The organism is Azotobacter salinestris (assembly GCF_009363155.1).
Lineage (GTDB): Bacteria > Pseudomonadota > Gammaproteobacteria > Pseudomonadales > Pseudomonadaceae > Azotobacter > Azotobacter salinestris.
Genome location: NZ_CP045302.1, coordinates 1,039,788 through 1,066,370 on the forward strand (window position 1 = coordinate 1,039,788; position 26,583 = coordinate 1,066,370).

At 66.2% G+C, this 26,583-nt stretch carries 21 protein-coding genes and 1 pseudogene; 5 read left to right on the forward strand and 17 right to left on the reverse strand.

Going from position 1 to position 26,583, the window contains the following annotated elements:
• Positions 1 to 111 precede the first annotated feature (111 nt).
• The 5 genes from GCU53_RS04975 to GCU53_RS04995 all read right to left on the reverse strand — a co-directional run bounded on the left by GCU53_RS04975 (position 112) and on the right by GCU53_RS04995 (position 10,245).
• Positions 112 to 1,068 carry a TAXI family TRAP transporter solute-binding subunit gene (locus GCU53_RS04975; RefSeq protein ID WP_152386634.1) on the reverse strand — a complete coding sequence of 319 codons (957 nt, stop codon included), beginning with the start codon at positions 1,066 to 1,068 and terminating at the stop codon, positions 112 to 114.
• Between the two features lie 345 nt (positions 1,069 to 1,413).
• Positions 1,414 to 2,784: an MFS family transporter gene (locus GCU53_RS04980; protein WP_152386635.1), complete on the reverse strand. Its 1,371-nt coding sequence runs from the start codon at positions 2,782 to 2,784 to the stop codon at positions 1,414 to 1,416.
• Positions 2,785 to 3,034: 250 nt separating this feature from the next.
• Positions 3,035 to 4,372 (reverse strand): sigma-54-dependent transcriptional regulator, encoded by a 1,338-nt coding sequence (locus tag GCU53_RS04985; RefSeq protein WP_152386636.1) that lies wholly within the window; start codon positions 4,370 to 4,372, stop codon positions 3,035 to 3,037.
• A gap of 1 nt (position 4,373) precedes the next feature.
• A complete protein-coding gene (locus tag GCU53_RS04990) occupies positions 4,374 to 6,167 on the reverse strand; it encodes an ATP-binding protein (protein WP_152386637.1) in 1,794 nt (597 codons plus the stop codon).
• Positions 6,168 to 6,171: 4 nt separating this feature from the next.
• Complete coding sequence (locus GCU53_RS04995) at positions 6,172 to 10,245, reverse strand: DEAD/DEAH box helicase (RefSeq protein WP_152386638.1); 4,074 nt, start codon at positions 10,243 to 10,245, stop codon at positions 6,172 to 6,174.
• Between the two features lie 203 nt (positions 10,246 to 10,448).
• On the opposite strand from GCU53_RS04995, the gene GCU53_RS05000 reads away from it, so the two are divergent.
• Together GCU53_RS05000 and GCU53_RS05005 are read left to right on the forward strand one after the other, a co-directional pair.
• Positions 10,449 to 10,796, forward strand: coding sequence for a YajD family HNH nuclease (locus tag GCU53_RS05000; RefSeq protein WP_152386639.1), 348 nt, complete (start codon positions 10,449 to 10,451; stop codon positions 10,794 to 10,796).
• 238 nt (positions 10,797 to 11,034) lie between these two features.
• Positions 11,035 to 11,592 (forward strand): magnesium transporter, encoded by a 558-nt coding sequence (locus GCU53_RS05005; protein ID WP_152386640.1) that lies wholly within the window; start codon positions 11,035 to 11,037, stop codon positions 11,590 to 11,592.
• Between the two features lie 66 nt (positions 11,593 to 11,658).
• Here GCU53_RS05005 and GCU53_RS05010 read toward each other — a convergent pair whose 3' ends face one another.
• Together GCU53_RS05010 and GCU53_RS05015 are read right to left on the reverse strand one after the other, a co-directional pair.
• Positions 11,659 to 12,087, reverse strand: coding sequence for a universal stress protein (locus GCU53_RS05010; protein ID WP_152386641.1), 429 nt, complete (start codon positions 12,085 to 12,087; stop codon positions 11,659 to 11,661).
• 65 nt (positions 12,088 to 12,152) lie between these two features.
• A complete protein-coding gene (locus GCU53_RS05015) occupies positions 12,153 to 12,389 on the reverse strand; it encodes a DUF2789 domain-containing protein (protein ID WP_152386642.1) in 237 nt (78 codons plus the stop codon).
• Between the two features lie 320 nt (positions 12,390 to 12,709).
• On the opposite strand from GCU53_RS05015, the gene GCU53_RS05020 reads away from it, so the two are divergent.
• Both GCU53_RS05020 and GCU53_RS05025 read left to right on the forward strand, forming a co-directional pair.
• On the forward strand, positions 12,710 to 12,919 hold the full coding sequence (locus GCU53_RS05020; RefSeq protein ID WP_152386643.1) for a cold-shock protein: 210 nt from the start codon (positions 12,710 to 12,712) through the stop codon (positions 12,917 to 12,919).
• 79 nt (positions 12,920 to 12,998) lie between these two features.
• Positions 12,999 to 13,187 (forward strand): hypothetical protein, encoded by a 189-nt coding sequence (locus GCU53_RS05025; RefSeq protein WP_152386644.1) that lies wholly within the window; start codon positions 12,999 to 13,001, stop codon positions 13,185 to 13,187.
• 5 nt (positions 13,188 to 13,192) lie between these two features.
• Here the strand turns inward: GCU53_RS05025 and gpgF are convergent, their stop codons facing one another.
• The 7 genes from gpgF to GCU53_RS05060 form a co-directional block, all read right to left on the reverse strand.
• Positions 13,193 to 14,185, reverse strand: coding sequence for a glucosaminyl phosphatidylglycerol flippase (gene gpgF / locus GCU53_RS05030; protein ID WP_152386645.1), 993 nt, complete (start codon positions 14,183 to 14,185; stop codon positions 13,193 to 13,195).
• Positions 14,182 to 14,949, reverse strand: coding sequence for an N-acetylglucosaminyl phosphatidylglycerol deacetylase (gpgD, locus tag GCU53_RS05035; protein WP_152386646.1), 768 nt, complete (start codon positions 14,947 to 14,949; stop codon positions 14,182 to 14,184). Before gpgD ends, gpgF begins: the two co-directional genes overlap by 4 nt.
• Positions 14,942 to 16,057 carry an N-acetylglucosaminyl phosphatidylglycerol synthase gene (gene gpgS / locus GCU53_RS05040; protein WP_167520035.1) on the reverse strand — a complete coding sequence of 372 codons (1,116 nt, stop codon included), beginning with the start codon at positions 16,055 to 16,057 and terminating at the stop codon, positions 14,942 to 14,944. Before gpgS ends, gpgD begins: the two co-directional genes overlap by 8 nt.
• A 383-nt stretch (positions 16,058 to 16,440) precedes the next feature.
• Entirely contained in the window at positions 16,441 to 18,039 is a 1,599-nt protein-coding gene (locus GCU53_RS05045) for a SulP family inorganic anion transporter (protein WP_152386647.1), read from the reverse strand.
• A 78-nt stretch (positions 18,040 to 18,117) separates the two neighbouring features.
• Positions 18,118 to 19,986 carry a proton-conducting transporter transmembrane domain-containing protein gene (locus GCU53_RS05050; RefSeq protein WP_152386648.1) on the reverse strand — a complete coding sequence of 623 codons (1,869 nt, stop codon included), beginning with the start codon at positions 19,984 to 19,986 and terminating at the stop codon, positions 18,118 to 18,120.
• 9 nt (positions 19,987 to 19,995) lie between these two features.
• Positions 19,996 to 22,584 carry a YbcC family protein gene (locus GCU53_RS05055; protein WP_152386649.1) on the reverse strand — a complete coding sequence of 863 codons (2,589 nt, stop codon included), beginning with the start codon at positions 22,582 to 22,584 and terminating at the stop codon, positions 19,996 to 19,998.
• A 444-nt stretch (positions 22,585 to 23,028) separates the two neighbouring features.
• Positions 23,029 to 24,126 carry an IS630 family transposase gene (locus GCU53_RS05060; protein ID WP_152386650.1) on the reverse strand — a complete coding sequence of 366 codons (1,098 nt, stop codon included), beginning with the start codon at positions 24,124 to 24,126 and terminating at the stop codon, positions 23,029 to 23,031.
• 261 nt (positions 24,127 to 24,387) lie between these two features.
• Between GCU53_RS05060 and rloA3 the strand changes: the two genes are divergently transcribed.
• Positions 24,388 to 24,915 (forward strand): retropepsin-like aspartic peptidase RloA3, encoded by a 528-nt coding sequence (gene rloA3 / locus GCU53_RS05065; RefSeq protein ID WP_425278171.1) that lies wholly within the window; start codon positions 24,388 to 24,390, stop codon positions 24,913 to 24,915.
• On the opposite strand, the gene GCU53_RS05070 is transcribed toward rloA3, so the two are convergent.
• From GCU53_RS05070 to GCU53_RS26750, 3 genes and pseudogenes are all read right to left on the reverse strand, one after another.
• Positions 24,912 to 25,127: a hypothetical protein gene (locus tag GCU53_RS05070; RefSeq protein ID WP_152386652.1), complete on the reverse strand. Its 216-nt coding sequence runs from the start codon at positions 25,125 to 25,127 to the stop codon at positions 24,912 to 24,914. The genes rloA3 and GCU53_RS05070 overlap by 4 nt on opposite strands.
• A gap of 42 nt (positions 25,128 to 25,169) precedes the next feature.
• A complete protein-coding gene (locus GCU53_RS05075) occupies positions 25,170 to 26,312 on the reverse strand; it encodes an RNA-guided endonuclease InsQ/TnpB family protein (protein ID WP_152385995.1) in 1,143 nt (380 codons plus the stop codon).
• 130 nt (positions 26,313 to 26,442) lie between these two features.
• Positions 26,443 to 26,556, reverse strand: a pseudogene (locus GCU53_RS26750) (YkvA family protein); the annotation flags it as partial.
• Positions 26,557 to 26,583: the final 27 nt, after the last annotated feature.

Here is a 26,583-nt window from a genome sequence, read left to right on the forward strand (position 1 = left end):
ATACTCTCGCGGCAGGAATGACGGACAGGGACGAACGGGTCGACCGGCGCCTGCGGCGGCGGCCGGCCCGTCTACCCGTGAAGGGCGGACACCAGGCCCGCGCCTGTCGGCTTACTGGAGAACGCCGGCTTCCCTGTAGAAGCGCTCGGCCCCCGGATGCAGCGGGATCGGCAGGTTCCGGGTGGCGGTTTCCAGCTTGATCTCCTTGGCCGCGGAGTGCGCGGTGGCCAGGCGTCCGAGGTTGTCGAACATCAGCTTGGTCATCTGGTAGGCCACCTCGTCGGATACTTTGGCATGGCTGACCAGGATATTGGTGATGGCCACGGTGGGCACGTCTTCCTTCTGGCCCTCGTAGGTGCCGGCCGGAATGGTGCCGGCCTGATAGGCGGGGCTGCCGATCTTCTCCACCACCTCGGCAGGGATGGCGACGAAGGTCACCGGCATGGTGGTGGCCAGGTCGCGGATCGCCGCCATGCCCAGGCCCGAGGATTGCAGGGTGGCGTCGAGCTGGCGGTTCTTGATCAGCTCCACCGACTCGGCGTAGGGCAGGAACTCGACCTTGCCCAGGTCCTGGTAGGACATGCCGGCGGCTTTGAAGATGGCCCGGGCGTTGAGTTCGGTGCCGGACTTCGGCGCGCCGACCGAGATGCGCTTGCCCTTGAGGTCCGCCAGGGTCTTGATCCCGGAGTCGGCGCTGGCGACCACCTGGATGTAGTTGTTGTAGGTGCCGGCGATGGCCCGCAGGTTCTTCAGCGGCGCCTTGAAGCCGGCGTCCTCCACGCCGTTCCAGGCGTCGGCCACCGAATCGCCGAGGGCGAAGGCCAGCTCGCCGCGGCCGGCCTGCAGCAGGTTGAGGTTCTCCACCGAGGCCTTGGTCGCCTGCACCGAAGTCTTGGCGCCCTCGATGCCGCTGCCGTACAGCTGCGACAGGGCCACGCCGATCGGGTAGTACACCCCGCTGGTGCCGCCGGTGAGGATGTTGATGAAGGTGGGCGCGGCAAGGACCGCGGTGCTGGCAGTGAAGGCCGCGGCAGCGGCGAACAGGCCAAAGCGCTTGCTCAGTTTCATTTTTATTCTCCGGTTTTTCATGGGTACTGCATTCGCTGCCCCGAGGCGGCGAAAGGCATGGCTATAACGGCGGACGGAGGACAACGGGCGCGGGAAGGACACGGATTCGCCTGGACGTTGTTCTTGTATTCGACCGGAATAACACTCCAAGCATATAGCAGTCATCGTGCCATGATCGGCAATGGCTCTGGAGTGCAGGTTTGCGCCACACGACCGGAGCATGGTCGGCGGATTCCTGCCGATGAAAGGCCGCTCATCGGCAGGAATCCGCCGATGCGGCGCTCATGAACGGCTCCCGAAGGGGGGGCTGGAACGCCCGCCGGGGGACGGCGGGCGGGATGGCTCTCAGCGCTCGTGGTGCAGGTAGGCCGCCTGCTTCGGCAGGCGCAGGCTGAAGAGGAAGCCGATCGCCAGCATGCCCGAGACATACCAGTAGAAGGCCTCCTCGTGGCCGATCGACTTCAGGCCGAGCGCCACGTATTCGGCGGTGCCGCCGAACAGGGCGTTGGCGATGGCGTAGGACAGGCCGACACCCAGGGCGCGCACCTCCGGCGGGAACATCTCGGCCTTCACCAGGCCGCTGATGGAGGTGTAGAAACTGACGATGGCCAGCGCCAGGACGATCAGCAGGCCGGCCAGGACGGGGCTGTCGACGCTTTTGAGGGTCATCAGGATCGGCAGGGTGCAGAGTGCCCCCAGGGCGCCGAACCAGAGCATCGAGGCGCGCCGGCCGATGCGGTCGGACAGCGTGCCGAACAGCGGCTGCATCAGCATGTAGCAGAACAGCGCGAAGGTCATGATGCCGCTGGCGGTCTTGGCGTCCATGCCCACCGAGTTGACCAGATACTTCTGCATGTAGGTGGTGAAGGTATAGAAGATCAGCGAGCCGCCGGCGGTGTAGCCGAGCACGGTGATGAAGGCGGCCTTGTGGTGCTTGAACAGCCCCGCCAGGCTGCCGGCCTCCTTGTTGGCGCGGGTTTCGGCGCTGCTGGTTTCCTCCAGCGAGTTGCGCAGCAGCAGGGCGATCACCGCCGCCACGGCGCCGATCACGAAGGGGATCCGCCAGCCCCAGGCACGCAGTTCCTCGGTGCTGAGCAGGCCCTGCAGGATCACCACCACCAGCACCGCCAGCAACTGGCCGCCGATCAGGGTGACGTACTGGAAGGAGCCGAAGAAGCCGCGGCGGCCCTTGAGCGCCACCTCGCTCATGTAGGTCGCGGTGGTGCCGTACTCGCCGCCGACCGACAGCCCCTGGAACAGGCGGCAGAGCAGCAGCAGGGCCGGCGCGGCGAGGCCGATGCTCTCGTAGGTGGGCAGGAAGGCGATGGCCAGCGAGCCGGCGCACATCATCAGCACCGAGATCAGCATCGAGGTCTTGCGGCCGTGCTTGTCGGCGATCCGGCCGAACAGCCAGCCGCCGATCGGGCGCATCAGGAAGCCGGCGGCGAACACCCCGGCGGTATTCAGCAGCTGGACGGTGGGGTCGGCCGCCGGGAAGAAGGCCGGGGCGAAGTAGATGGCGCAGAAGGCGTAGACGTAGAAGTCGAACCACTCCACCAGGTTGCCGGAGGAGGCGCCGACGATGGCGAAGATCCGCTGGCGGCGCTCGGCGGCCGTGTATTCGGGCTCCCGGGCAGTCGTGGCTGCGGCTTCGTCGGGACGGTTGGCGGCAAGGTCGGCAGGGGCGTACAGCTCGGGACTGCTCTGCATTGTCATTGTATTTCTCCGTTTCTCGTGGGAGTTGCGGGCCGAGCGGCAGAGCGCCACGGCCGGCAGAGGGCCGCCGGACGCCGGAGCGGGCAAACGCCACGCTGGGCACCGGGGCAACGGAGGGTGCTTTAGCAGGAACCAGGCCAAGGCTTGGAAAGGCTCTGGCCCGGGGATTATCGCCAGGATGGCCGGTCGCTGCCGGCTGATTTTCGCCGATGCCGGAGGGCCGACCGGCAAGAATCCGCCGATGAACGCCTCACTCCTGGCCGTCGGCCGGCAGGAACTCGCTGCGGCTCAGGCCATGGCGCTGCATCTTCTCGTTGAGGGTGCGCCGCGGCAGTTGCAGGCGCTCCATGACCTCGGCGATGTTGCCGCGGCACTGCTGCAGGGCCTGGCGCAGGCACTGGGCCTCGAAGGCCTCCAGCTGCGCGGCCAGCGACTGCGGCGCCGCGGCCCCTGCCCTGTCGCCCAGGCCGAGGACGTGGCGCTCGGCGGCGTTGGCCAGCTCGCGCACGTTGCCCGGCCAGTCGTGGGCCAGCAGCCGGGCCAGCTCGGCGGCCGACAGCGGGCGCGGCTCGCGGCCGTGGCGTTCGGCCGCAGCGAGGGCGAAGTGCTCGAACAGCAGCGGAATGTCCTCGCGCCGCTCGCGCAGCGGCGGGATGTGCAGCTCGGCGACATTGAGGCGGTACAGCAGGTCCTCGCGGAAGCGCCCGGCGCGCACCTCGGCGACCAGATCCGGCTTGACCGCGCCGATCACCCGCAGGTCGACGGCGATGCTGCGGTTGGAGCCGAGGCGCTCCAGCGTCTTCTCCTGCAGCACGCGCAGCAGCTTGGCCTGCTGCGCCAGCGGCAGGCTCTCGATCTCGTCGAGGAACAGGGTGCCGCCGTCGGCGTGCTCGATACGGCCGATGCGCCGGCCCTGGGCGCCGGTGAAGGCGCCGCTCTCGTGGCCGAACAGCTCGCTCTCGAACAGCTGCTCGGGAATCGCCGCGCAGTTGAGCGCGACGAAGGCCTTGCCGGCGCGCGGACCGAAGGCGTGCAGGCAGCGCGCCACGCACTCCTTGCCGCTGCCGGTCTCGCCGCGGATCAGCACGTTGACTGCGGTCGGCGCCAGCTCGAGGACCTGCCGGCACAGCTCCTCCATGGCCGGCGACACGCCGAGCAGGCGGCCCTCGATGCGGTCGCGCTGCGCCACCTGGCGGCGCAGCGCGCGGTTCTCGCAGACCAGCCGGCGCATCTCCAGGGCACGCTGCAGGCTGCCGAGCAGGCGCTCGGGGGTGAAGGGCTTCTCGATGAAGTCGTAGGCGCCCTGCTGCATCGCCGTCACCGCCATGGGCACGTCGCCGTGCCCGGTGACCATGATCACCGGCAGCTCGGTGTCCAGCGCCTTGAGGCGCTCGAGCAGGGCCAGGCCGTCCATGCCGGGCATGCGCACGTCGCTGACCACCACGCCGGGAAAGTCGGCGTCGAGCAGCGCCAGCGCCTCCTCGGCACGGGCGCAGGTGCGCACCGCCAGGCCGGACAGCTCCAGCCACTGCTGCACCGCCTCGCGGATCGGCGCTTCGTCGTCGATGAAGAGAATCTGTTGCGTCATCTCACTGCTCCTGCGAACCGGCCTGCAGTGTATCCGGCGCCGCCGCGGCCGGCAGCCGCAGGCTGAACTGCGCCCCGTCGGCGAGGTTGCGCACCGCCAGCTGGCCGCCCGACTCGCGGACGATGCCGTAGGACACGGCGAGGCCCAGGCCGAGCCCCTCGCCCACCGGCTTGGTGGTGAAGAACGGCTCGAAGACCCGCGACAGGTGTTCGGCGGCGATGCCGCCGCCGTTGTCGGCGACGCTCAGCAGCCAGTCGCCGCCGTCCCGGCGCAGCCCGATGCGCAGCTCGCGGCGCGCCCGTCCGGCCATGGCGTCCAGGGCGTTGTGCAAGAGGTTGACCAGCACCTGTTCGAGGCGGATGCCGTTGCCCTCGACCCAGGCCTGCGGCTCGCGCAGGCGCAGCACCCGTACCGCGTCCTGGCGAATGCGCGCCTCCAGCAGGAGCAGCGCATGGTCGATCACGGTGTCCAGCACCAGGCGCTCGCGCAGGCCGCCCGGGGTGTCGCGGGCGAAGGTCTTGAGGTGCCCGGTGAGCGCCGCCATGCGGGTGAGCAGGCCGTCGATGCGCTCCAGGCAGGTGCGCATCGCCGCCGGGTCGTTCTTCGCCAGCAGCAGCTGGAGGCTGCCGAGCTGCATGCGCATGGCGGTCAGGGGCTGGTTGATCTCATGGGCCAGGGCTGCCGACATCTGCCCCAGGGCGGCCATCTTCGCCGCCTGCACCAGCTCGTCCTGGGCCTTGCGCAGCGCCGCGGTGCGCTCCTCGACCAGTTGCTCCAGCTCGGCCCGGCGGCGCAGCAGCAGGCGGCGGTTCTTCTGCCGCTGGCCGAGGAACAGGAAAAGGAACGCCAGTGCCAGCCAGATGCCGGCCGCCGCCAGGCCGTAGCCGCGCACCGCGCCGCCCGGCACGCGCGCCTCGCGCAGCAACTGCAGGGTCCAGCCCTCGTCGGCCAGCGCCTGGCGCAGGCGCAGGTAGTCGCGGCGGCCATCCGGGCCGTCGATGCGCAGCAGCTCGGCGTCGCCGTCGAGCTGGCGCAGCGGCTGCAGCTCCAGCGGCAGCAGGTTCTGCTCGGCATAGCGGCGGGCATCGACCAGCCGGGCGCGCAGCTCCGGGGCCAGCCCCTGCAGGTAGCGGAAACGCCAGGCCGGCCGGCTGGCGAGGATGGCCACCCCATGCTGGTCGGTCACCAGCAGGATGCCCGTCTGCCGCGCCCAGTCGCGCTGCAGGTCCTCCATCACCAGCTTGAGCGCCAGCACGCCGAGGATATGGCCGTCGCCGTCACGCACCACCCGGGAGAGGAAATAGCCGGGCACCCCGGTGGTCACGCCGACGCTGAAGTAGCGGGCGCTGCCCTCGTGCAGGGCGCCCTGGAAATACGGGCGGAAGGCGTAGTTGCCGCCGACGAAGTTGCCCGGCTCCTGCCAGTTGCTGGCGGCGATGGCCTTGCCCTGCAGGTCGAGCACGAAGATCACCCCGGCTCCCGCCTCCCGATTGAGACGCTGCAGGCGCCGGCTGAGCCGCTCGCGCGCCAGCGGATCGGCGGCGTCGCGCAGCAGCGACTGGATCTCGCTGTCCAGGGCAAGGATCGCCGGCAACGCGCGAAAGCGCTCGACCAGGATGCGCAGCGACTGGGCGTACAGCTCCAGCTGGCCGCGGGCCTCGATGACGGTCTCGCTCCAGTGGCGCCGCTCGGCGTAGCGGCCGGCCAGCCAGACGCTGGCCAGCAACCCGGCGAGGATCGCCAGCACCGCGAGCAGCACGCGCCGGCGGGCATGGAGGGCGGAGAGGAGCGGCACCGTCCTAACCGCCGCGCAGCAGGCGCAGCAGCGCCTCGGCGTCGAGCTTGGCGCTGACCTCGCCGCCCTCCAGCAGGCTGTCGGCCAGATCGCGCTTCTGTCCGTGCAGGGCGAGGATGCGCTCCTCGATGGTGTTCTCCGCCACCAGCCGGTAGATGGTCACCGGGCGCTGCTGGCCCATGCGGTGGGCGCGGTCGCTGGCCTGGTCCTCCACCGCCGGGTTCCACCAGGGGTCGAGGTGGATCACGTAGTCGGCGGCGGTCAGGTTGAGGCCGGTGCCGCCGGCCTTGAGGCTGATCAGGAAGATGTCGCCGTCGCCGCCCTGGAAGGCCTCCACCCGCGCCATGCGCTCCCTGGCCGGGGTCGCGCCGTCGAGGTACTGGTAGCGGATGCCGCGCTCCTCGAGCCACTTGCGCACGATGCTCAGGTGGTCGACGAACTGGCTGAACACCAGCGCCTTGTGGCGGCTGTCGAGCAGTTCCTCGACGATCTCGGCGAAGGCCGCCAGCTTGCTGCCGGGCAGGTCGCTGTCGGGCAGCACCAGGCTCGGGTGGCAGCAGAAGCGCCGCAGCCGGGTGATCTCGGTGAGCACCCGCAGCGGCTGGCTGCCCTCCTCGCCGCCCTGGCTGAGGGAGTCCAGCGCCTGCTGGCGCATGGCCTCGTAGAGGTGCTGCTCGGCATCGGAGAGCGGTACCCGGTAGACCACCTCGGTGCGCGCCGGCAGCTCGTCGAGCACCTGGCTCTTCAGGCGGCGCAGGATGAACGGCTGGATCAGCGCCTTGAGCGCCTTGCGCGCGCCCTGGTCGCCGCGCTCGATGGGCCCGGCGAAGCGCTGGGTGAAGTGTTCGCGGCTGCCGAGCAGGCCGGGGTTGATGAAGCGGAACAGGTTCCACAGCTCGCCCAGGTGGTTCTCCAGCGGCGTGCCGGTGGCGACCAGGCGGAAATCCGCCTGCAGCGCCATGGCTGCCTGGGAGCGCTTGCTGGCGGCGTTCTTGATCGCCTGCGCCTCGTCCAGCACCACGGTGGTCCAGTGCTGCGCGGCGAAGGCCTCGGCGTCCAGCTGCAGCAGGCCATAGCTGGCCACCACCAGGTCGCGCGGGCCCAGCCCTTCCAGGCTGCGGCTCTCGCGGTAGGCGTGCAGGCGCAGGGTCGGCGCGAAGCGGGTGGTCTCGGCCAGCCAGTTGGGCGTCACCGAGGTCGGCGCCACCACCAGCTGCGGGCCCTCGGCGGAGCGATGCAGCAGCAGGGTCAGGGTCTGCAGGGTCTTGCCCAGGCCCATGTCGTCGGCCAGGCAGGCGCCGACGCCCCATTTCGCCAGCCGCGCCATCCAGTCGAAGCCCTCCAGCTGGTAGTCGCGCAGCTCGGCCTGCAGGGTGCTCGGCACCCGCGGCCGGTAGTCGTGCAGCGATTCGAGGCGCGCCAGGTGCTCCCGCCAGGCGGCGTCGGCCTCGAAGCCGCCCACCTCCTCGGCCAGCTCGGCGAGCAGCGGCGCGGTCAGCGGGTTGAGGCGCAGGCCCTCGTCGCCATTGCGCTCGGCCAGCCGGCCCAGCTCGTCCAGGCGCCGGCGCAGGTTGCTGCCGAGGGCCAGCCAGTCCTGGTCGCCGAGGCGGACGAAGCGCCCGGGGCTGCTCTGCAGCAGCTCGAGCAGCTGGCGCAGATGCAGTACGCGGCCGTCGTCGACCACCACCTCGCCGTCCAGCTCGAACCAGTCGCCACTCTGGCGCAGGCGCAGCTGCAGCTGGCGCAGGCCGGGCCGGGCCTTGATGCGCATGCGCTCGCCCTCCGGCCAGACGCATTCGAGCAGGTCTGCATCCAGCGCCTGCAGCTCGCTCAGCACCTGCAGCGCGGCCTGCGGCTCGGCGAGTTGCCATTCGTGCCCCTCGCTGTCGGCCTCGGCCAGCGCCGGACAGGCCTGCAGCACCTGCTTGAGCCGCTGGCGCTCGACCTGCAGGTCGCGAATCGCCTGCAGCGGCCTGCCGTCCTGCTCGCCGAGCACGTTCTCGGCGCCCTGCCCCGGGCGGAACCAGCTGCCGCCGGCCAGCGGCCGCACCAGCAGTTGCAGGCGCAGGCCGTCCTGCAGCGGCAGCAGGTGGGCGTACAGCCTGCCGTCGGCGACCACCTTGTCGATGTTCACCGCCAGCTCCGGCAGGTCCGAGTGGATCGGCAGCAGCGGCGCGATGCTGCCGATGGTTTCCATCAGCTGCGCCTTGGCCGTCTGCGGCACGGTCAGCCCGCCGCCGATGATCTCGGCGACCTGCTGGGCCTCGCGGCTGAGCGGATAGATCACCAGGCGGGTCGGGGTTTCCCGCTCGACGAACAGCCCCTGGCAGTCGGCGATCCCCTCGGGCGTCAGCGCCAGGTGGATCTGCGCGCCGCGCTGCTGCAGTTGCAGGGCCACGTTGCCGGCCAGCAGGTCGAGGCGCACCTCCGGCGCATCGCTCCAGAACAGCGCCGGATGGCCGACCAGATGCGGCAGGGCGCGCTCGCCGTCGAGCTGGTAGCGGATGCCGTAGTAGTCGCTGTGCATCTGGATCTGCTGGACGACCCGGCGGTCCTGCTCCAGCAGGTAATCGAAGCTGTCGGTCTCCTCGAGCAGGCGCTTGAGCGACACCGGCCGGCCCTTGCTCCACTGGCCCCTGGCGCCGAGCTTCTGTTCGCGCGGCTCGACGCTCGGCGCCTGGGCGATGGCGCTGCCGATCATCCAGGCCAGGCGATGGGTGCTCTGCGGCTGCAGCGGGGCGCTGCCGCGGGCGCCGGGACGCAGGGCGGCCAACGCAGCCAGGGCGTGCTCCCAGAGCTCCTGGCGGCGGTACAGCTCGACCAGCGGGCGCAGCCCCTGGCGCCGGTGCCAGTCCGCCTGCGCCGGGGGCATGCCGAACTGCCGCTCGAGCAGGACATCCAGCTCCGCCACCAGCCAAGCGTAGCCCTCTTCCTCCATCTCGGCGCGGAATTGCTCCAGGCGGCGCTGCCAGGCGGAGGACGCCGGTGCGTCCATCCAGTACAACGCGATCGCGGTCAGCAGCCCGTCGAAGCCCTTCAGCTGCTGCACCCGATAAGCCGGATCGGCGCCGCGCACGCCCTTGCCCTGGAACTGCTCGAAAAGCTTGTCGAACATCTGGTAGGCGCTGCCGAGGCCCTTCTTCAGCCCCAACCCCAGCGCCTGACGCAGTGCGGCATGGTGCTGGCCGTCGCCGTCGATCAGCAGGAGCAGGCAGTAGCAGGCGTTGAGCGTGGCCGGCAGCTCGACCCGGCGCTTGCGGCTGCCGCGCTGGATACGGATGAACTCCTGGATCTGCTCCAGAGCCTCGCCGGGCTTGCCGTGCAGCAGATGCTCGAAAGCCCTGCCGAACGGCACCCGCTCGCTGCGCCCGAGGGCCTCGAAGCGCGGCCAGTCGCCGCGCCAGAGCGCCTGCAGGAACAGCTGGAAGGTCAGTTCGGCGGACCTCGCCTGATCGCTTTCGAGCAGGGACAGGCCCTGCCGGTAGGCTTCACCGGCCGCCACCAGTCCGTCGTTGGCGCGGGTCAGGTAGTCCTCCAGCAGCACTTCGCGAACCCCCGGGGTGAGCCGGGCGAACAGCTGCCGGCCGGTTTCGTCGGCCAGCAGCTGGCCGCAGGGATGCGGCAGCCCGGCCTGGTCCTGCTCCATGCCGAGCAGCAGTTGGGTCAGCTCCGGCACCTCGCCCGCCAGCAGGGCCAGCCAGAGGCCGCGCCACAGGCTCGCCGGCAGGCCGCCCGGCGTGGCGACGGCGTGCTCGATCAGCCCGCCGCGCAGCTTGGGCCACCACTGCGGCTCGCTCTGCAGCAGCAGCAGGACCTGGTTGCAGGCCAGCGGATTCAGCCTGAAGAAGCCGCGCTCGTCGGCGCGCTCCAGCCACTTCAGGCGCTGCAGGGTTTCCAGCATCTCGCCCAGCACCACGCCGTCCATGGCGCGGCTGGTGGTGGCGCGCACGCCGAGGCGCTTGAGCTGTTCGAGCAGGGTGGTCTTGTTCCTCGGGGTAGCCAGGAACAGGACATAGAGCAGTGCCTTGTAGGCATCGGGAAGGCTGGCTAGGGTCGAGCGGGCGGCAGAGCTGGACATGGGGCACCCGAAAGCGGCGAGGCAAAGGATTGGCGGAATCTTAGCAAGCTAACTCGGCCGTCTGGCCAGAGGCCGACAGCGGCATGATGAAGCATCTGCCATTCCTGCGCAGCATCGCACGGTTGCCCGGCAGGCCCCGATACCCGTAGTCTCGAAGGCATCATCCACCCAACGATCGGAACCAGCAGTCAGGCAGGCCCACCATGAGCACGAACAACAAGAGCAGCATCCCCTATGCCCAGCGCGAACAGGGTTACCGGGAAAAGGCCCTGAAGATGTATCCCTGGATCTGCGGCCGCTGCGGCCGGGAATTCTCCGGCAAGCGCCTCAGCGAGCTGACGGTCCACCACAAGGACCACAACCACGACAACAACCCCGAGGACGGCTCGAACTGGGAGCTGCTCTGCCTGTACTGCCACGACAACGAGCATTCGCGCTATACCGACAGCCAGTACCAGACCGCTCCCCGTCCCGGCGCCGACCTGGGTCCGAAGACCACCTTCAAGGCCCTCGCCGGCCTCGGCGATCTGCTCAAGGGCAAGCAGGACTGAAGCCGCCCGCCACCTGCGCCGCGTCCGCTCCGTCCCTGCAGCGGACGTCCCATCCGTCCGCACCGAACAGCCCGTCGACCTACCTCTCGTCCGCCGGCCGGTGCCGTCCGACAGCTGCCGGCAGGCCCCGAAAGCCCCATTGCTAGACTCAAGGGGGGTCTCCCCACCCGCGGCTCTTGCCGTGGGCCATCGATCGACCATTCGCCGGAACGTTTTTGCGACGCAGCGGGAGGTGAACATGAACCGGCACTACTACGTCAGTGACGATCTGGACGATCTGGAGCGAGTCGAGCAGGAGCTGGAAGCCAAGGGCATCGATACCGAGCAGATCCACGTGTTGAGCGAGCAGGATGCCGAACTCGAACGGCACGAGCGTCTGCACGGCGTGCCCTCGATGATGAAGACCGATGTGGTCAGGTCCGGCACACGGGGCGTGTTCATCGGCCTGCTGCTGGCCGCCCTGGTGCTGATCGTCGCCTATTTCAGCGACTGGACGAACACGGTCTTCGGCTGGGTACCCTTCATCTTCCTGGCCATCGTGCTGTTCGGCTTCAGCATCTGGGAAGGCGGCTTTCTCGGCTTCCAGAAGGGCAACCGCTACTTCCGCCCCCTGCAGGACAAGCTGCGCGAAGGCAAGCACGTGTTCTTCGTGGACGTGGAGCCGGCCCAGGAGCCGGTGCTCGAGCAGGTCATCCGGCGTCACCCGAAGCTGGAGGTCGCCGGGATCGGTACGGCCATGCCCAACTGGATCATGAGCGGGGAGAAGAAATGGCACCGCTTCAAGAGCAAGCTCTGAGTCTGCGCGCAGGCTGAATGAACCGGGTAGAGGGGAAAGGAAACCCTCCCTTCCCCTCGGATAGGCCTACTTGACCAGCAGCACGGGCACCGAGACCTCGTGTACCACGCGGCTGGAAACCGAGCCCATGATCAGGTTGGAGAAGTTGGTCATTCCGCGGGTTCCCATCACCACCATGTCGCAGCCGAGCAGCGCGACCGTCTTGGCGATCTCTCCCACCGTCTCGCCCAGCTCCTCATGGGCGGTGGCCTCGAGGCCGTGACTGCGGAGGAGTTCGATTCCCTTCGCATTGATCTTGCGCCCATGCTCGCGGGCGGCATTGACCAGGCTCTCCAGCATGGGGCCGGCGACGTAGTCGCCGTACATGATCGGATGCCCCTGGACGTTCAGCAGATGGATCTCCAGATCCGGCAACTGCTTCACCAGCTCCACGAGATAGAGCAAGGCGCGCTTGGCGCTTTCGGACCCGTCGAACGGAACAAGTACTTTCTTCATGGCCTGCACACTCATTGTGCCTGGTGGACGAAAAGGCCCCGGAAACCCGGCAGCCGGCAACTTCCTCAGTGCCTGGGATGCAGGCGCTCGTTGAGTTCGTCGACGAGCGGCGCCCAGTCGGCATCGTCGAGCAGCTCCTCCTTCAGCAGGGCCGCCTGGGCCGGCGTCCAGAACGGCGCCTCCGACACCTTGATTCCATCGGGCAACTGGTGGGTGGCGATGAACTCATCGATGCTGGACGAATCGGACCGCAAACCCAACTGATCGAACAGCATGGACAGATTGTGGATGGGCAATTCCATCGTTCCTTCCTCCTCTGTGGCATTGACAGGAGCGCATACCGCCTGCCTTTAACCATAGCGGAAAATCCACCGGCAACCGCTTGATCCAGGACAGCTTCCGCCCCGCAGCGGCGCCGATTGCCGCCTCCATCCATCGTGCGGATGCAGAAAAGGCTAGGTGATCCACCGGCGAGGGAGTAAAGTAGCTCCACTGTGCTGCATGCGTCACCGCGAAACGATCCGTGTGAATGTCTTCCGATCCTTTTCCGATTGCTCTTTGCGCTCAGTCAACGCCCGGGCCACATCGGTCCGGCCCTCCACTTTGTCCAAGGAGACAATCCATGTCCACTCGCCAAAACGGCACCGTCAAATGGTTCAACGATGAAAAGGGCTTCGGCTTCATTACCCCGGAAACCGGCGCCGACCTGTTCGTTCACTTCCGTTCCATCCAGGGCAACGGCTTCAAGAGCCTGAAGGAAGGCCAGCAGGTTTCCTTCGTGGCGGTGAAAGGCCAGAAAGGCATGCAGGCGGATGAAGTCCAGGTGATGTGATCGCCTGCGTCGTCCGAAAAACCGGCCTTCGGGCCGGTTTTTTCATTCTGGGCGCTTCGCCCGGCAGAGGAGAAACCTCATGACCACACGAGTTGCAGGATCGAACGTCAAGCCCAAGCCGGAACCGGCCCGGGCAACCCATGAATCCCTCGACGCCTTGGTATCGGCCTTTCTCCAGGACGGCGGCGAGATTCAGCAGATTGCCAATGGCGTCAGCGGCCAGACCAATACGCCGCCCAGCCGGCATATCAAGCTCGGCAGGAAGTAACCGTTTCAGGATTGCCGATAGCGCACCAGCCGCCGCAGCAGCGGCCGGCCGGCCAGGTGCAGGAACACCGGTGCGCCGGCGATCAGATAGAAGTAGTAGGTGACGGCGCGCCAGATCAGGATGGCCGCCCCGCTGGTCGACTTGCCGACCAGTGGGGCGAGCAGCGCCGCCGAGGCCAGCTCCGCACCGCCGGCGCCGCCCGGCAGCAGGCTGGCCTGCCCGGCGCTGAGCGCCAGCATCTGCACCAGGAAGGTCCAGGCCCAGGACAGTTCGCTGCCGAGACCGCGCAGGGTCAGGTAGAGCACGCTGTAGCGCAGTATCCAGTGCGCGACGCTGAGCAGGAACACTCCGAGCAGCACCGGGCGCGGCAGGCTCAGGCTCTGGCGCAGGGCGTTGCGAAAGCGCATCACCTGGCGCGCGTATTTCAGCCGGCGGCGCGCGCTCACCCCCAGGCGCTGCAGCAGCCGGCCGTTGAGCCGGAACATCTCGCGGTGGAAGCGGCCGAGCAAAAACAGCAGGACGAACACCCCGACCAGCAGTGCTACGCTGACGCCGAGCAGCCAGGCCAGGTGCGGATTCAGGGCATGGGACAGGGCGTAGACCAGGATGCCGAGCAGGGCGCAGGCGAACACCAGGAGATCGGTGAGCTGATCCACCGCGTAGGTGGCGGTGCCCTGCGCCGCCGACACCCCGCGGCGCATCAGCAGCGCCATCAGGGTCAGGGGGCCGCCGGCGCCGCCCGGCGTCGCGCAGATGGCGAACTCGGTGGCCATGATGATGCCCAGCGCGTCCTTCTGCCCGAGCCGGTGGCCGGGCAACAGCAGGCGCAGGCGCAGCGCATTGAGGTTCCAGCAGACCAGGATGATGCCGAGCATGGCCAGCAGCAGATTGGCCGGAAAGCCCTGCACCTGCCGCCACAGTCCTGTGCCGCCGAGCAGAATGGGGATCAGCAGGGCAGCGAGCAGGCCGCCCAGCAGCAGCCACAGGCCACGGCTCATGCGCCGCTACCCGGCAGCTGCGCAGACTGCCGGCCCAGCCAGCCGATCTTGGTCAGCGGCTGACGCCCCTCCTCCAGCAGGCGCACCAGCAGCTCCACCCAGTAGTGGCGGGAGTAGTCGTGGCGCATGTCCACCGGATGCAGTCCGAGGCGCAGCAGTGGCGCCTGCCGATGGCGGGCGGCGAGGCTCGCGCAGACCAGCCGGGACAGGCCGCGGCGCCAGCGGCTGCGGGCGCTCCAAGTCAGGCCGGGGGCATCGATGGCCTGGAAATCCGGCAACCGGTAGAGGTGGCGCAGATCGCTGGTGTAGCGCAGCGGGGTTTCGCGCAGGGCCAGGCGGGTGCCCTCGCTCATCAGCCAGGCAGGGGCGACGAAGCCGTGCAGCGGCCAGCCGCAGCGCCGGAACATTTCCATGCCCTGCTCGAGACGCTGCCGCGCCTGGAGCTGATCGAGCCGGTAGAACTCGCCTTCGTGGGTGTAGACGCGGCGCATCAGCCAGTCCTTCGGGTTGCGTGGCGGCGGAGCGTCGTCGCAGTGGTGACAACCGTGCAGGACCAGCTCGTCGCCGCGCGCCAGCCGTGCGTCGAGCTTGCGGCGCAGTTCGGGGTGCCCCGTCAACGGCTGGCGGTGATGGAAATCCGGCACTACCAGCCAGGTGATGGGCACATTGCCCAGAGCGTCCACCACCGCGACGAAATTTCGATAGTCGGCCCAGCTTTCCGGGGTGACATCGTGCAATACCAGCAGCAGGTGGCGCTCAGACATGCACGGCAACCGGCAGCTCGGCCGTGCCCAGCACGGCATGGTAATGGGCGAGCAGACCGGCAACCACGGCATCCCAGGCATGGTGGGCCTCGACGTGCTGACGCGCCTGTCGTCCCAGGCGGGCGACATCGCCCTCGAACAGCTCGCGCACGGTCGAGGCCATCGCCCGGGCGTCGTTGGGCCGGCACAGGCGGCCGGCGCTGAACGGAACGATCTCGGCCAGCGCCCCGGCGCGCGCGGCGACCACCGGGATGCCGCAGGCCATCGCCTCCAGCACCACCAGGCCGAAGGTTTCCTGGTCGCCGGCATGCAGCAGCACGTCGCTGCTGGCCATCAGCCGGGCGACCGCGGCGGCCGGCTGGAAGTCGTTGATCACCGTGACGTTGTCCGGCACCCGATGCGGCATGTCGGCACCGACCAGCAGCAAGTGGTAGGGCGTTCCGAGGCGCCGGGCGACCTCCAGCAGGATATGCAGGTTCTTCTCGCGCGCCCCGCGGCCGGCGAAGATCATCAGCCGGGTTTCCTCGGCAAGCCCCAGCTCGCGCTTGAGCCCCGGGTCGCGGCGGGCCGGCTGGAAGATTTCCAGATCGACGCCCAAAGGCTGCACGAACACCTCCCGCACGCCCAGACGCAGAAGCTTCTCCGCCATGATCCGGCTGGGCGCCAGCACCCGGTCGAACTGGCCGTAGAGATGCGCCACGTAGTCGTTCACCCGCTCGCCGCACCAGGTGCCGACACGCTTGGTCGCCAGTCGCGGCAGGTCCGAATGGTAGAAGCCGATCACCGGGATGTTCAGGCGTCGGCCGGCGTCGAGCGCGGCCCAGGCCGTCACGTAGGGATCGCCGACCTCGATCAGGTCGGGCTGCAGGCTCTGCAGTTGGTGGCGCCAGGGCGCCCGGCGCAGCGGGAAGCGATAGCCCTTGCCGAACGGCAGCAGGGGCGAAGGGACCTCGTAGATGCCGGCCTGCTCGCGGTAGCCGGGTCCGGGCACCAGCACGCTGTGGCGTACCCCAGAATACAGCCGCAGACGACGGTGCTTGGCCTCCAGATAGGTCCGCACGCCACCGCTGGCGGGGGCATAGAACATGGTCATATCGGCAATGTGCACGAGCTTCCTCCGTCCGAAGGCCTTCGGAGCTGGCCGCCTCGGCTCTGCAGCGGGACGCCCCGCCTACAGCCAGGCGTTCCCGCCATGAAAACCGCAGTGCTATAGCAACAAAAAGATAGTCTGTGCCCGTTTCGGCGTCAGGAAATCGCTTTCCGGCGAACGCGGGCGAATGGCATGCCCGGACGCGGCAGCGAAACCGGGACGCATCGGGGTAGACCGACCGAAGCGCTCCGGAGTTTCCTTGGCCCTGCCTGCCGCCGTGCGCAAAAAGGGAGTTCGCGAAGCGCGTTTGCCAAGAGGCCGGGAGAAACGGCCATCCCTGGCCGGTGGATCGGTTGCCGCTGGAGACGCGAGGTGTCCCGCCGGGCTCCGGGAATGGCCGGTCAGGCCAGCTGGACGTTGTCCGGCAGGCGCTTGCGGGCTGCCAGCGGGTGCTCCGAGAACGGCTTGAAGCGCTCGAAGCCGGTGACGGTCAGCATCCCGCCGGCATGCTCGAACTCTTCCCTGAGGTGGCTCAGGAACTCCATGAAGGTGTGGTCCACCAGATGGGCCGCGGCGAAGTCGATGGTCACCGTGCTGCTGCGCTCGAGCTGGGCGAACAGCTTCTTGAAACCCAGCAGGTTGGAGAAGATCGCCGCGCCGCCGACCTCGATCCGCTCTTCGCCGGCCTGCCGGGAGCGCGTGTAGCGGGCCTTGAAGAAGTTGCCGAACGGCACCCGGTGCGCCAGGTTGAACGCCAGTTCCGTGGCGATGCCGGCGCCGACCCCGACCAGCAGGTCGGTGGACAGCGTCACCAGCACGGTCACCACGAAGATCACCAGCTGCTCGACGCCGATGCGATAGACCTTGAAGAACTCATGGGGCGAGGCCAGGCGGTAGCCCACGGCGATCAGCAGCGCCGCCAGGGCCGCGTTGGGGATCATCTCGATGACCGGGATGAACAGCAGCATGGCGATGAACAGGAACAGGCCGTGGAAGAAGTTGCTCCAGCGGCTGCGGGCACCGAAGGTGACGTTCGCCGAGCTGCGCGCCACCTCGGAAATCATCGGCAGGCCGCCCAGCAGGCCGGACAGCGCGTTGCCCGCGCCCACCGCGACCAGGTCCCTGTTGAAGTCCGACGCGCGCTTCCAGGGATCCAGCCCGTCGACGGCCTTGACCGTCAGCAGGGACTCCAGGCTGCCGATGAAGAGGAACATCAGCACGTATTTCCAGAACACCGCGGTGCCGATCAGGGAGAAATCCAGGTTCCAGCCGACATTGGCCCAGAAGCTGCCGATGGTCACCATGTCGAACACCGGCTCGGTATGCTTGAAGTCCATGATCAGGGCCATGGGCACGGCGACCAGCAGGACCAGCATCGGCGCCGGCACCTTCTTGAGGCCCGGAATCTTCAGCAGCGGCATGCCGAAAATGATCGCCAGGCTGACGAGGCCGACCAGGGCCACGTGGGTGTCGGCGTGCATGATCGAGGCCGGAATCCGCTCGAACAGCTCGACCAGCTCGAGCCCCTTGAGGGTGGCCGGATCGATGCCGAGCAGCACGTGGATCTGCTTGGCGAAGATGATCAGGCCGATCGCCGCCAGCATGCCGTGCACCACCGAGTGCGGGAAGAAGTCGCTCAGGGCGCCGAAGCGCAGCAGGCCGAACAGCATCTGCAGCACGGCCGCCACGAAGATCGCCCCGAGCGCCAGGTGCCAGCCCTGGGCGCCGCCGCCGAACTCGACCACAGCGCCGGCGCAGATGGTGATCAGGCCGGCGGCCGGGCCCTTGATGGTGAGCCGCGAGCCGGCGAACAGGCTGACGAACAGGCCGCCGATCATGGCGGTCAGCACGCCCATGGCTGGCGGGAATTCGCTGGCCTTGGCGATGCCGAGACTCAGGGGAAGCGCCAGCAGGAATACCAGAAATCCCGATACCACATCGCTGCGCCAGTTTTGCTTGAGGCCTTCGAGGCCGTCTTCCGGAATTGCACTGAATTTCATAAGGTAATGACTCCTTCGATATTTACATGCACTTACTACTGCTCGGTATGAATATCTCCAGCCAAACTTCTCGATGAATCAGCAAGACTTGTACGCCACTTCGTAAACCGACTTGGCATGCGGCCCGAGGAATACCCGCGCATAAATGCGGATGATCGACAAACCGACCAGGACGAAACTGAAACTGGTCAAAAAGGCCAGGCCGACCTGCTCTTCCCCGATATGCGCGAACATCAGGTCTTCGCCGATGAACGTCGGACTGATCGGAAAACCGGTGGCGCACAGACAACAGAGCAGAAATACGAACGCGATCTTCGGATGCTGGCGGCAATGGCCGTGGAAACGGTCGAGATCGATGTCGCCCTCCAGATGCTTGAGTCGCCGCAGGCACAGAAATCCGATGACTCCGGCCAGGGCGACGCCGCTCAGGTAGATATAACTTTCGCTGAAGTCGAAGTTGACGTTGAAGGATGTGGCCAGGGCGATCCAGAAGTGCGTCAGGATTGCCAAAAGCCAGGCCATCCGCGCGCGCCTGCGTTCGGTGAAGGACTTGAGCACCAATACCGCTGCCATCGATGCAAAGATCACCGGCCATACTTCCGTGACCGCGGTCGGCAACGCTTCACGGTTGTAGACGAGGAATAAACCCAGCAGATAAACCGGCACGAAAATGCCGACGACCCGCCAGAAGGTCAGAAAGTCCAGATGTCGCCCCAGGCGCTTCATGGGATTCCACAACCTGCGGTACATGAAGGCATCCAGGTCGAACTCCCGCACCGAGAGCATGTAGAGGGAATACATGAACTTCTTGGGCAGCACCCATTTCGCATGGTGCTGCCGCGGCACGAAGTTGTAGAACTGCTCGCGGATCAGGTAGGTCACCACCGACGGCGAAACCAGCAGCTGGTAGGTGCGCAGGAAGGCATTCCCGGCGAAGTGCACCAGGGCCAGGGTGTCGAGGCCGGCGGCGATCTCGATGAAGATCAGGCCGATCTGGGCGATGGAGGCATAGGCGATCTGGCTCTTGATCGCCGACTGCGAGCGGGCGATCACCGTGGCGACCACACTGGTGGCCAGTCCCAGCAGGCCGACGACGATGCAGACGAGCCATTGATCCCGCCAGAGCGGCGCGGTGCGCAGCAGCAGGAACACCCCCATGTGCACCGACAGCGAGCCGTAGAAGATCGCGCTCGACGGCGTCGGCCCTTCCATGGCCCGCGGCAGCCAGCTGGAGAACGGCAGCTGCGCCGACTTGGCGGCGGCGGCCACCAGGATCATCAGCGCGATGAGGACGCCGGCCAGGGTGTGCGGCTGCAGGTGCTCGAGCACGAAGGCCCGGTCCTCGAGCATGTGGAAGCTGACGTTGGCGTGGAACAGGTGGTGCATCATCCACATTGCCAGCAGCAGGCCGACATCGCCGATCCGGTAGATGGAGAACACCTTGACCGCGTTCTTCACCGGCAGGTAGCGGTCCCGGTAGAAGGCGATCAGCAGGAACGAAGTGATCCCCAGCACTTCCCAGCCGATGAACATGGTTTCCATGTTCCCGGAGAACACCACCATGTCGTAGCCGGCATAGAAGAACAGCACCGTGCTGAAGAAGCGCTTGTAGCCCGCCTCGCGGTGCATGTAGTGCCGGCTGTAGAGCAGCACCATGAAGGTCAGGAAGGCGCCGACGAACACATAGGTCGCGGTGATCCGGTCGAACAGGAAGTCGATGTAGAACTCGTAGCTGTCCGTGCGGAACAGTACGAAATCCTTCAGTTCCAGCGTGGGAAAGCCGTGAAATGCCCAATAGGCCAGGAACAGGCCGAAGCCGGCGAGGTTGGCGCCGACCGTGACCAGGGCGGTGCGCGAGATCCGTGTCTCGTCCCGTTCCGGATGGGTCAGGCTGATCAGGAAGCCGATCAGCGGTAGAAAGATGAAGATCTGCAGTACGGAGGCCATGGCAGCTCCCTAGTTCAGGGCGAGGACAGGCAGGTTGTCCGCCTGGGTTTCGAAGAGTTTCTCGAGGTCCACGGCGACCTCGATCCGCTCGGTCAGCGGGCGGTACGGCTCGAAAGCGCCGTCCCGGAAGCGGAACAACTCATGGGTCTCGGGGTTGACGACCGCGAGGTTCAGCCATTCGTTGGCGAACCACTGCCAGGTGGTCGCCTGCTGCCGGAGGGTGTTCAGAACTATCTCGGGGAACTGCTCGACGACGATCATCATCCGCACCGGGTGGTGCACCTCGATCATCTGGCTCGGCAGGCCGGGGCGCAGGTCGCCGTCGTTGCCGTTGGCCACGCCGATCAGGCCCATTACGTTGTGCGGCAACTTGCTGCCCGCCCCCAGCTTCTGGTTGTCGACGTGGGAGAAGAAGTACTCCAGGTTGATTCCGCCGCAGACCGGCGCCGCGGCGCGCAGGATGCCGAGCAGGAACCTGCCATCCGGATCGATCCGGTAGTCGTAGGAGTTGAGGAACGAGCGCCGGTCGAGGAACAACTTGCGGCTCAGGAAGCGGCGCCCGACGATGCACAGGGCGTTGGTCGCGTGGTTCAGCTCGGGACGCGGCTCGAACAGCGACACGGAACGCGCCTTGACCGCCTCGTGCACCCGCTCCGGCGGCTGCCGGCTGTCGGTCAGCTCGAAGCGCCGCGAGCGCTCCTTGGCGTTGAGCGCCAGGGCCTTGTCGAAGACGGCCACGTTGGCCTGGTGCCGGGCGCGGTTGTCGGGGTCGAGCGACGCCTCGTCATAGAAGGCGATCTCGTCGCGGGTGGTGTCGTGCAGCGCGCCGACGAACCGGGTTGTCGCCGGGATCTCGATGCCCTTGCCGGCGAGGATCCGTCGCACCTCGGGATGGTTGAGCATGAAACAGATCACCCGCGCGTTCACCGACCCCGGCCGGCCCGAGCAGGCCCCGCAGTCGTAGGCGGCATAGTGCGGGTTGTTGGTGTTGCTCGCGCCGTGCCCGACCACGTAGACGATGGGCGCGAAATCCCGGACCAGGCCGATGCTGCTCAGCAGGTTCTCCGCGCGCTGGGCCATCTCCTCGAGGGTGAAGCCGATCTGCAGGCCGTCCTCGCGGTCGTCCGGCGAGCGGTTCAGGATGGTCAGGCTGGAGGTGCGATCCATGTGCTGGAAGGACGAGGCGCCGAGGGGGCTCGCCGAGGGCTTGAAGATGTTGTCGAGGAGCTTGATGGCCGACCAGAAGCCGAGGGTCTGCGAGATCACCCAGCCGCCGAAAAGGTCGTGCGAGTGCTTGCTGAAGTGCGGCTCGGCCTTGCGCCTGTCCCGGCTGCCGGTTTCCTTGATCAGGTAGCCGGGCTCGATCGGTCCCGGACATACCTTGGTGTGGGACTTCGCATTCTTCGGCTTGAAGTAGAACTCCACCCCGAAGAAGCCCGGCGTCCCGTAGGTTTCGCAGTGCGGATCGAGGCTTTCGAGGTGCCGGCGGAACGAGCAGATGCGGTCGTCGATGCAGAACAGGCCCTGGAAGCTCTTCTCCGGCTGCGCGGGACTTTCCGCGGGCTGGCGCTGGATGGCGCTCAGCACGGGATCGTAGAAGCTCCACTCCAGCGCCTCCTGCCAGATCGCCAGGACATCGTGCAGCTCGGTCCGGGGCACCTCGGCCAGGAGGTCCGCCGGCTCGCCGGCCAGGTTCGCCACCAGCGGGCTCCAGTGTCCGTCGAAATGCTCGTCGAGCGCGTCGATCTCGAGGAGCAGCTCGAAGACGATCAGCTCGCGCAGGCTGATCCGGCGGCTGTCGATCAGGGTGCCGGGCTGCGCCTCGATCACCGTGACCATGCCCGACCAGCCCGGATGGGCGAACTGCTGATCGAACAGGTAATGCGCGAACAGCGCCTCGTCGCGCACCAGGATTCTCAGCAGATCGGTGATGGAGCAGTCCTGCTCGAGCAGCAGCCGGCGCGCCCGCTCGCGGCGGAAGAAGCTGGTGAAGCTGTGGCGCTCCAGCTCGCGGATGGCGCTCAGGAAACCCTCGCCGCTGGACGGGAAGGCCCACATCGAGATGCCCTGGTCGAGATAGCTGCAGAGAATGCGGAACAGCAGCGGATGCACCAGCGAATCCAGGTCGATCCGGTGGCTCCTCTTCCAGTTCGCCCGTACGGAACCGATGCGCGGCAAGGGCGGCGACGCGAAGCTCCCCTCGACGACCTTGGTCTTCCAGAGGTCGAACCGATCGCCCTTGTGCTGGCGGACGACCCAGTCCAGCACGGCCGGCGTTATCTCGCCCTGCCGATAGAGACTGCGGTATTTATCCAGTTTCAGAGACAGGTTGTATCCGAAGATACCCGAGGCATTTCTCGCCGCATCGTGAAACTTCGAACTCTGGAAAGCATGCAAGGTATTGTGGTGAACGAAATCCTTCAGAGGAGCTTGTTTCGGAAGATAATGCTCAAGCTCGTGCAATACGGCTGTCTCGTCGAAACTACCGGACTGCGCTGGATTTTCTGATCTGGCGCTCATCGATTTATCTCCGGAGACCATCGGCGTACTTCGAATGGCCCCAAGAAAGATTGAACAAAGCCGCGCCCTGCCGGTCATTCGAAAACAAAAGTCCCGAATGACATATCCGAACAAGACAGGCCACTTCTCTACCTGATTCAATGTGATGGCGTTGCCGGCGACGCTCTGCCGGAGAGGACTTGCGGATTGATGACACGCCTCTCTTCAGCCTGCCCAGGAAATAACGCCGCGCTCTCCGGAGAGCGCGCATGGCATTCCCGATGAAATTTCCTTCATCTCGTTCGTGAAAAAATTGTTCTCTTCCAAGATTCTCTAACGGCCGCTTCAGAGCCTCCAAAAAAGTATTTCAAGATATTACAAGAAATTTCAGACTATTCAACAGAGGCACATTGCATGCCAATCGATAGCAAGGCAAGCACATAAAAACTTTACTTAAAGATAGATTAACCATTGATGATGTGAAAAAAGCATCACTATTCGGAAAGCTTTTCCCTTACTTTTGACAACCACTAGTGTGGTGAATCACAAGTTCGCTTCATTATTTCTTTGCAAGGCTCGAGCAGCCCTGTCGACAGAGGCCAAGATTTCACCTGCTCCCTTACGCCAGCGGAAGGGCCTTGGATTCTGGTTGTAGGTCGCCAGGTAATACTCGATGGACTGCTCGAGATCCTTCACGCTGGTATGGGCCTGGCGCTTTATCCACTTCTGGGTGAGCATCGAGAAAAAGCGCTCCACCAGATTCAGCCATGACGCGGACGTCGGGGTGAAATGCACGTGATAACGCGGGTGCGCGACAAGCCAGGCGCGCACCTTGTCGGTCTTGTGCACGGCATAGTTATCCATGATCAGGTGTATGGCCTTGTCGCTCTCGACCGTTTCCTCGATGGCCCTGAGAAACTCCAGGAATTCTGCGCTGCGGTGACGGCGCTTGAGACGTCCGATCACCTCGCCGGTGGCCACATCCAGGGCGGCAAACAAGGACGTCGTGCCATGGCGCTGATAATCATGGGTACGGGTCGCCGGATACCCAGGCTCCAGCGGCAGCCCCGGCTGTGTTCGATTGAGCGCCTGGATCTGGCTTTTCTCATCGACGCACAGTACCAGCGCTTTATCCGGCGGATTCAGGTAGAGCCCTACGATATCCTGCACCTTGTCGACAAAGGCAGGATCGGTGGACAGCTTGAAGGTGTGCTCCAGGTGAGGCTTGAGCCCGAAGGCTCGCCAGATACGCTGTACGCTCGCCGGTGAAATATGGGTGGCCTTGCTCATCCGGCGCGAGCTCCAATGGCTGGCATCGTCGGGCCGGGTCTGCCGCACCCGGTCGACCACTTCCTGGACCTTTTCATCACTGATGCTGCGTGGGCGGCCTGAGCGCGGCTCGTCATTGAGGCCTTGCAGGCCCAAACGGGCGAAGCGAAGGCGCCACCTCGAAACGGTTTGCGCCGTAATGCCGAGCCGTCGAGCAATGGAAGAGCCGGACTCGCCTCGAGCGCAGGACAGAATGATCTCGGCGCGCAGCTGCATATCGGCAGGCCCCTTGTGCCTGGCTCGGCGGCGGGTGAGTTCGGCATGCTCGTGTTCGGTCAGTTCGATCCGAACGGCTGGGCGGCCTGTTTTCATCGCATGCCCTCCGAAAAAACTCTGCCAGCTCCGCGGTAGACAAGACTTATCCTGAGTAGTTGTGATTCACCACACTAGAAAGAGTGGGGATTAATATCAAGGTGCCATTTGCGACAACACAAATATCCATGCGGCGCTGGCTCATGAAGAAGAGAGACGGCAGACCGGAGTACCTTTGCCGGGATATCGAATGCAGGCCTGCCAAGCGGCAACATTTCTTTCACCTGCGACCTACTATGGTGGGCTCATTTTTCCAGGAGCCTGTCACCCATGCGTTTGCCCAAGACCCTTCCGTTGATGCTGCTGCTGAGCGCCACCGCCCTCCCCGTTGCCGCCAAAACGCCCGAGCGGGTTTTCGGCTGGATCGAGAAGGGACTGATTCAGCCGGAGAACATCCCGGTGAAGATGAAACTGGATACCGGCGCCCTGACCTCCTCCCTGGATGCCAAGGATCTGCAGCGCTTCGAGCGCGACGGCGACCAGTGGGTGCGCTTCAACGTCGAGGTGACCGACAGGGATAGCGGCAAGCCGATCGACTCCGCCTTCGAGCGCCGGGTGCTACGCAGCGTGAAAGTCCGCGGTGCCGGCGGTGCGGAACGCCGGCCGGTGGTGAGAATGCGGATCTGCATCGGCAAGCGGACCTACGACGAGGAGTTCTCCCTGAACGACCGCAGCAGGATGAACTACCCCGTGCTGATCGGCCGGCGGACCCTGGGACACCTGGGCCTGGTGGACGTTTCCCGGACCTTCACCGTCGACCCCGAGTGCGGCCGCGGCAGCGCCGATTAAGGTATCAGCCAGCGCCCGGCGAGGCCGACTGCCAGCGCCCAGAGCAGCAGGATCAGTCCGGCCGCCGGCCAGTTGACCGGCCGCAGCGCCTGCCGCCGCTCCCACTCCTCGGCCTGCAGCCGGCCAGCTGCGAGCACTGCCGGTGGCAGCAGGCGCAACGCCAGGAGGATGCCCAGCGGCAGCAGGAGCGCATCGTCCAGATAGCCGAGCACAGGATTGACTGCTCCCCTCCCTGAAGGAAGGGGATTCCCAATTCACCGAGAACCGGACAGCGGTACTTGACCAATGCCACTTACATTCTCTCCAAGGGCTAACACCGCCAGCCCGGCGGCTTTAATGTTGATCGCGGCATTCACGTCGCGGTCGTGTTCGGTTCCGCACTCCGGGCAGCTCCAGGAGCGGACCGGCAGAGGCAGCCGCTCAAGGATATGCCCGCAACACGAGCAACGCTTTGAGCTGGGATACCAGCGGTCGATGCCGACCACCTGCCTCCCAGCCCAGCCACCCTTGTACTCCAGCTGGCGAACGAACTCGCCCCAGCCGGCATCGGCGATGGCTTTGCTCAGCTTCGGGTTGCGGATCAGGTTCTTCACGGCGAGGGATTCGACGCAGACCACTTGGTTCTCGTTGATCAGTCTGCGGGACAGCTTGTGCAAGCGGTCCATGCGGCAATCGGAGATTCTGGCGTGAATACGGGCCACCTTCAGCCGGGCCTTGGCGCGGTTCTTCGAGCCGAGCTTTTTCCTGCTCAGCCGGCGCTGCGCCAGGGCCAACCGGGTGGCGTATCTGGCCGTATGGCGGGGATTGCCGATGCGTTCGCCCTCGCTGGTGACGAACAGGTCTTTCAGGCCCAGGTCGATGCCGATCATCTGCGGCGTGACGGGCAAGGCCTCAGGTTCGAACTCGCACAGGCAGGACACGAAGTACCGGCCTGCAGAGTCTTTGGAAACGGTGACGGTGGACGGCTCGCCAGGAAGCGGCCGGCTCCAGCGGATATCCAGCGGCGTCCTGGACTTGGCCAGGTACAGCTTGCCGTCCCGGTAGCTGAACGCCGACCGGGTGAACTCGGCGGACTGGCGATGCTTCTTGCTCTTGAATGCCGGGTACTTCGTGCGGCCCGCAAAGAAGTTCCTGAACGCGGTCTGCTGATGGCGAAGGCACTGCTGCAGCGGGACGCACGACACCTCGTTCAGCCACGGCAACTCACCGGAGCGCTTGAGCCTGGTGAGTTCCGCATTGGCTTCCAGATACCCGACCTTCTCCTGCCGCTGGAAGAATGCATCGGTTCGCCAGCGCAGGACATGGTTATAGACAAAGCGCGTACAGCCGAACGTCTGAGCCAGCAATTGCGCCTGCTCAGGTGTCGGGTAGAAACGGTATTTGTACGCACGGTTCATGCATCACATTTTGCCATCCGCAATGTGAAGATGGCCACACCGAAACGGAGGAAGCGGGAACAGGGGCGCTCTGCGAGCGCCGCGCTATCCCTCCCCGGACTAGAAGTCCGGGGTTTCCCGCGCAAAATCAGATGAAGTCGGGGATCAGGTCAATGGGGCTCAGCGCATAGGCGACCACGCAGACGACCAGAAGCCTCGCCGGCCAGGGCGTTTCCGGACTCCGCGCGCAGAACCAGAGGGTCATGACTTGCCGCTTCAGGCGGCGTGCCCA

Excerpts from the sequence above, each read along its gene's own strand:
- GCU53_RS04975 (WP_152386634.1), bottom strand. The coding sequence starts at position 1,068 with ATGAAACTGAGCAAGCGCTTTGGCCTGTTCGCCGCTGCCGCGGCCTTC.
- GCU53_RS04980 (WP_152386635.1), bottom strand. The coding sequence starts at position 2,784 with ATGACAATGCAGAGCAGTCCCGAGCTGTACGCCCCTGCCGACCTTGCC.
- GCU53_RS04985 (WP_152386636.1), bottom strand. The coding sequence starts at position 4,372 with ATGACGCAACAGATTCTCTTCATCGACGACGAAGCGCCGATCCGCGAG.
- GCU53_RS04995 (WP_152386638.1), bottom strand. The coding sequence starts at position 10,245 with ATGTCCAGCTCTGCCGCCCGCTCGACCCTAGCCAGCCTTCCCGATGCC.
- GCU53_RS05000 (WP_152386639.1), top strand. The coding sequence starts at position 10,449 with ATGAGCACGAACAACAAGAGCAGCATCCCCTATGCCCAGCGCGAACAG.
- GCU53_RS05005 (WP_152386640.1), top strand. The coding sequence starts at position 11,035 with ATGAACCGGCACTACTACGTCAGTGACGATCTGGACGATCTGGAGCGA.
- GCU53_RS05010 (WP_152386641.1), bottom strand. The coding sequence starts at position 12,087 with ATGAAGAAAGTACTTGTTCCGTTCGACGGGTCCGAAAGCGCCAAGCGC.
- GCU53_RS05015 (WP_152386642.1), bottom strand. The coding sequence starts at position 12,389 with ATGGAATTGCCCATCCACAATCTGTCCATGCTGTTCGATCAGTTGGGT.
- GCU53_RS05020 (WP_152386643.1), top strand. The coding sequence starts at position 12,710 with ATGTCCACTCGCCAAAACGGCACCGTCAAATGGTTCAACGATGAAAAG.
- GCU53_RS05025 (WP_152386644.1), top strand. The coding sequence starts at position 12,999 with ATGACCACACGAGTTGCAGGATCGAACGTCAAGCCCAAGCCGGAACCG.
- gpgF (WP_152386645.1), bottom strand. The coding sequence starts at position 14,185 with ATGAGCCGTGGCCTGTGGCTGCTGCTGGGCGGCCTGCTCGCTGCCCTG.
- gpgD (WP_152386646.1), bottom strand. The coding sequence starts at position 14,949 with ATGTCTGAGCGCCACCTGCTGCTGGTATTGCACGATGTCACCCCGGAA.
- GCU53_RS05045 (WP_152386647.1), bottom strand. The coding sequence starts at position 18,039 with ATGAAATTCAGTGCAATTCCGGAAGACGGCCTCGAAGGCCTCAAGCAA.
- GCU53_RS05050 (WP_152386648.1), bottom strand. The coding sequence starts at position 19,986 with ATGGCCTCCGTACTGCAGATCTTCATCTTTCTACCGCTGATCGGCTTC.
- GCU53_RS05055 (WP_152386649.1), bottom strand. The coding sequence starts at position 22,584 with ATGACCGGCAGGGCGCGGCTTTGTTCAATCTTTCTTGGGGCCATTCGA.
- GCU53_RS05060 (WP_152386650.1), bottom strand. The coding sequence starts at position 24,126 with ATGAAAACAGGCCGCCCAGCCGTTCGGATCGAACTGACCGAACACGAG.
- GCU53_RS05075 (WP_152385995.1), bottom strand. The coding sequence starts at position 26,312 with ATGAACCGTGCGTACAAATACCGTTTCTACCCGACACCTGAGCAGGCG.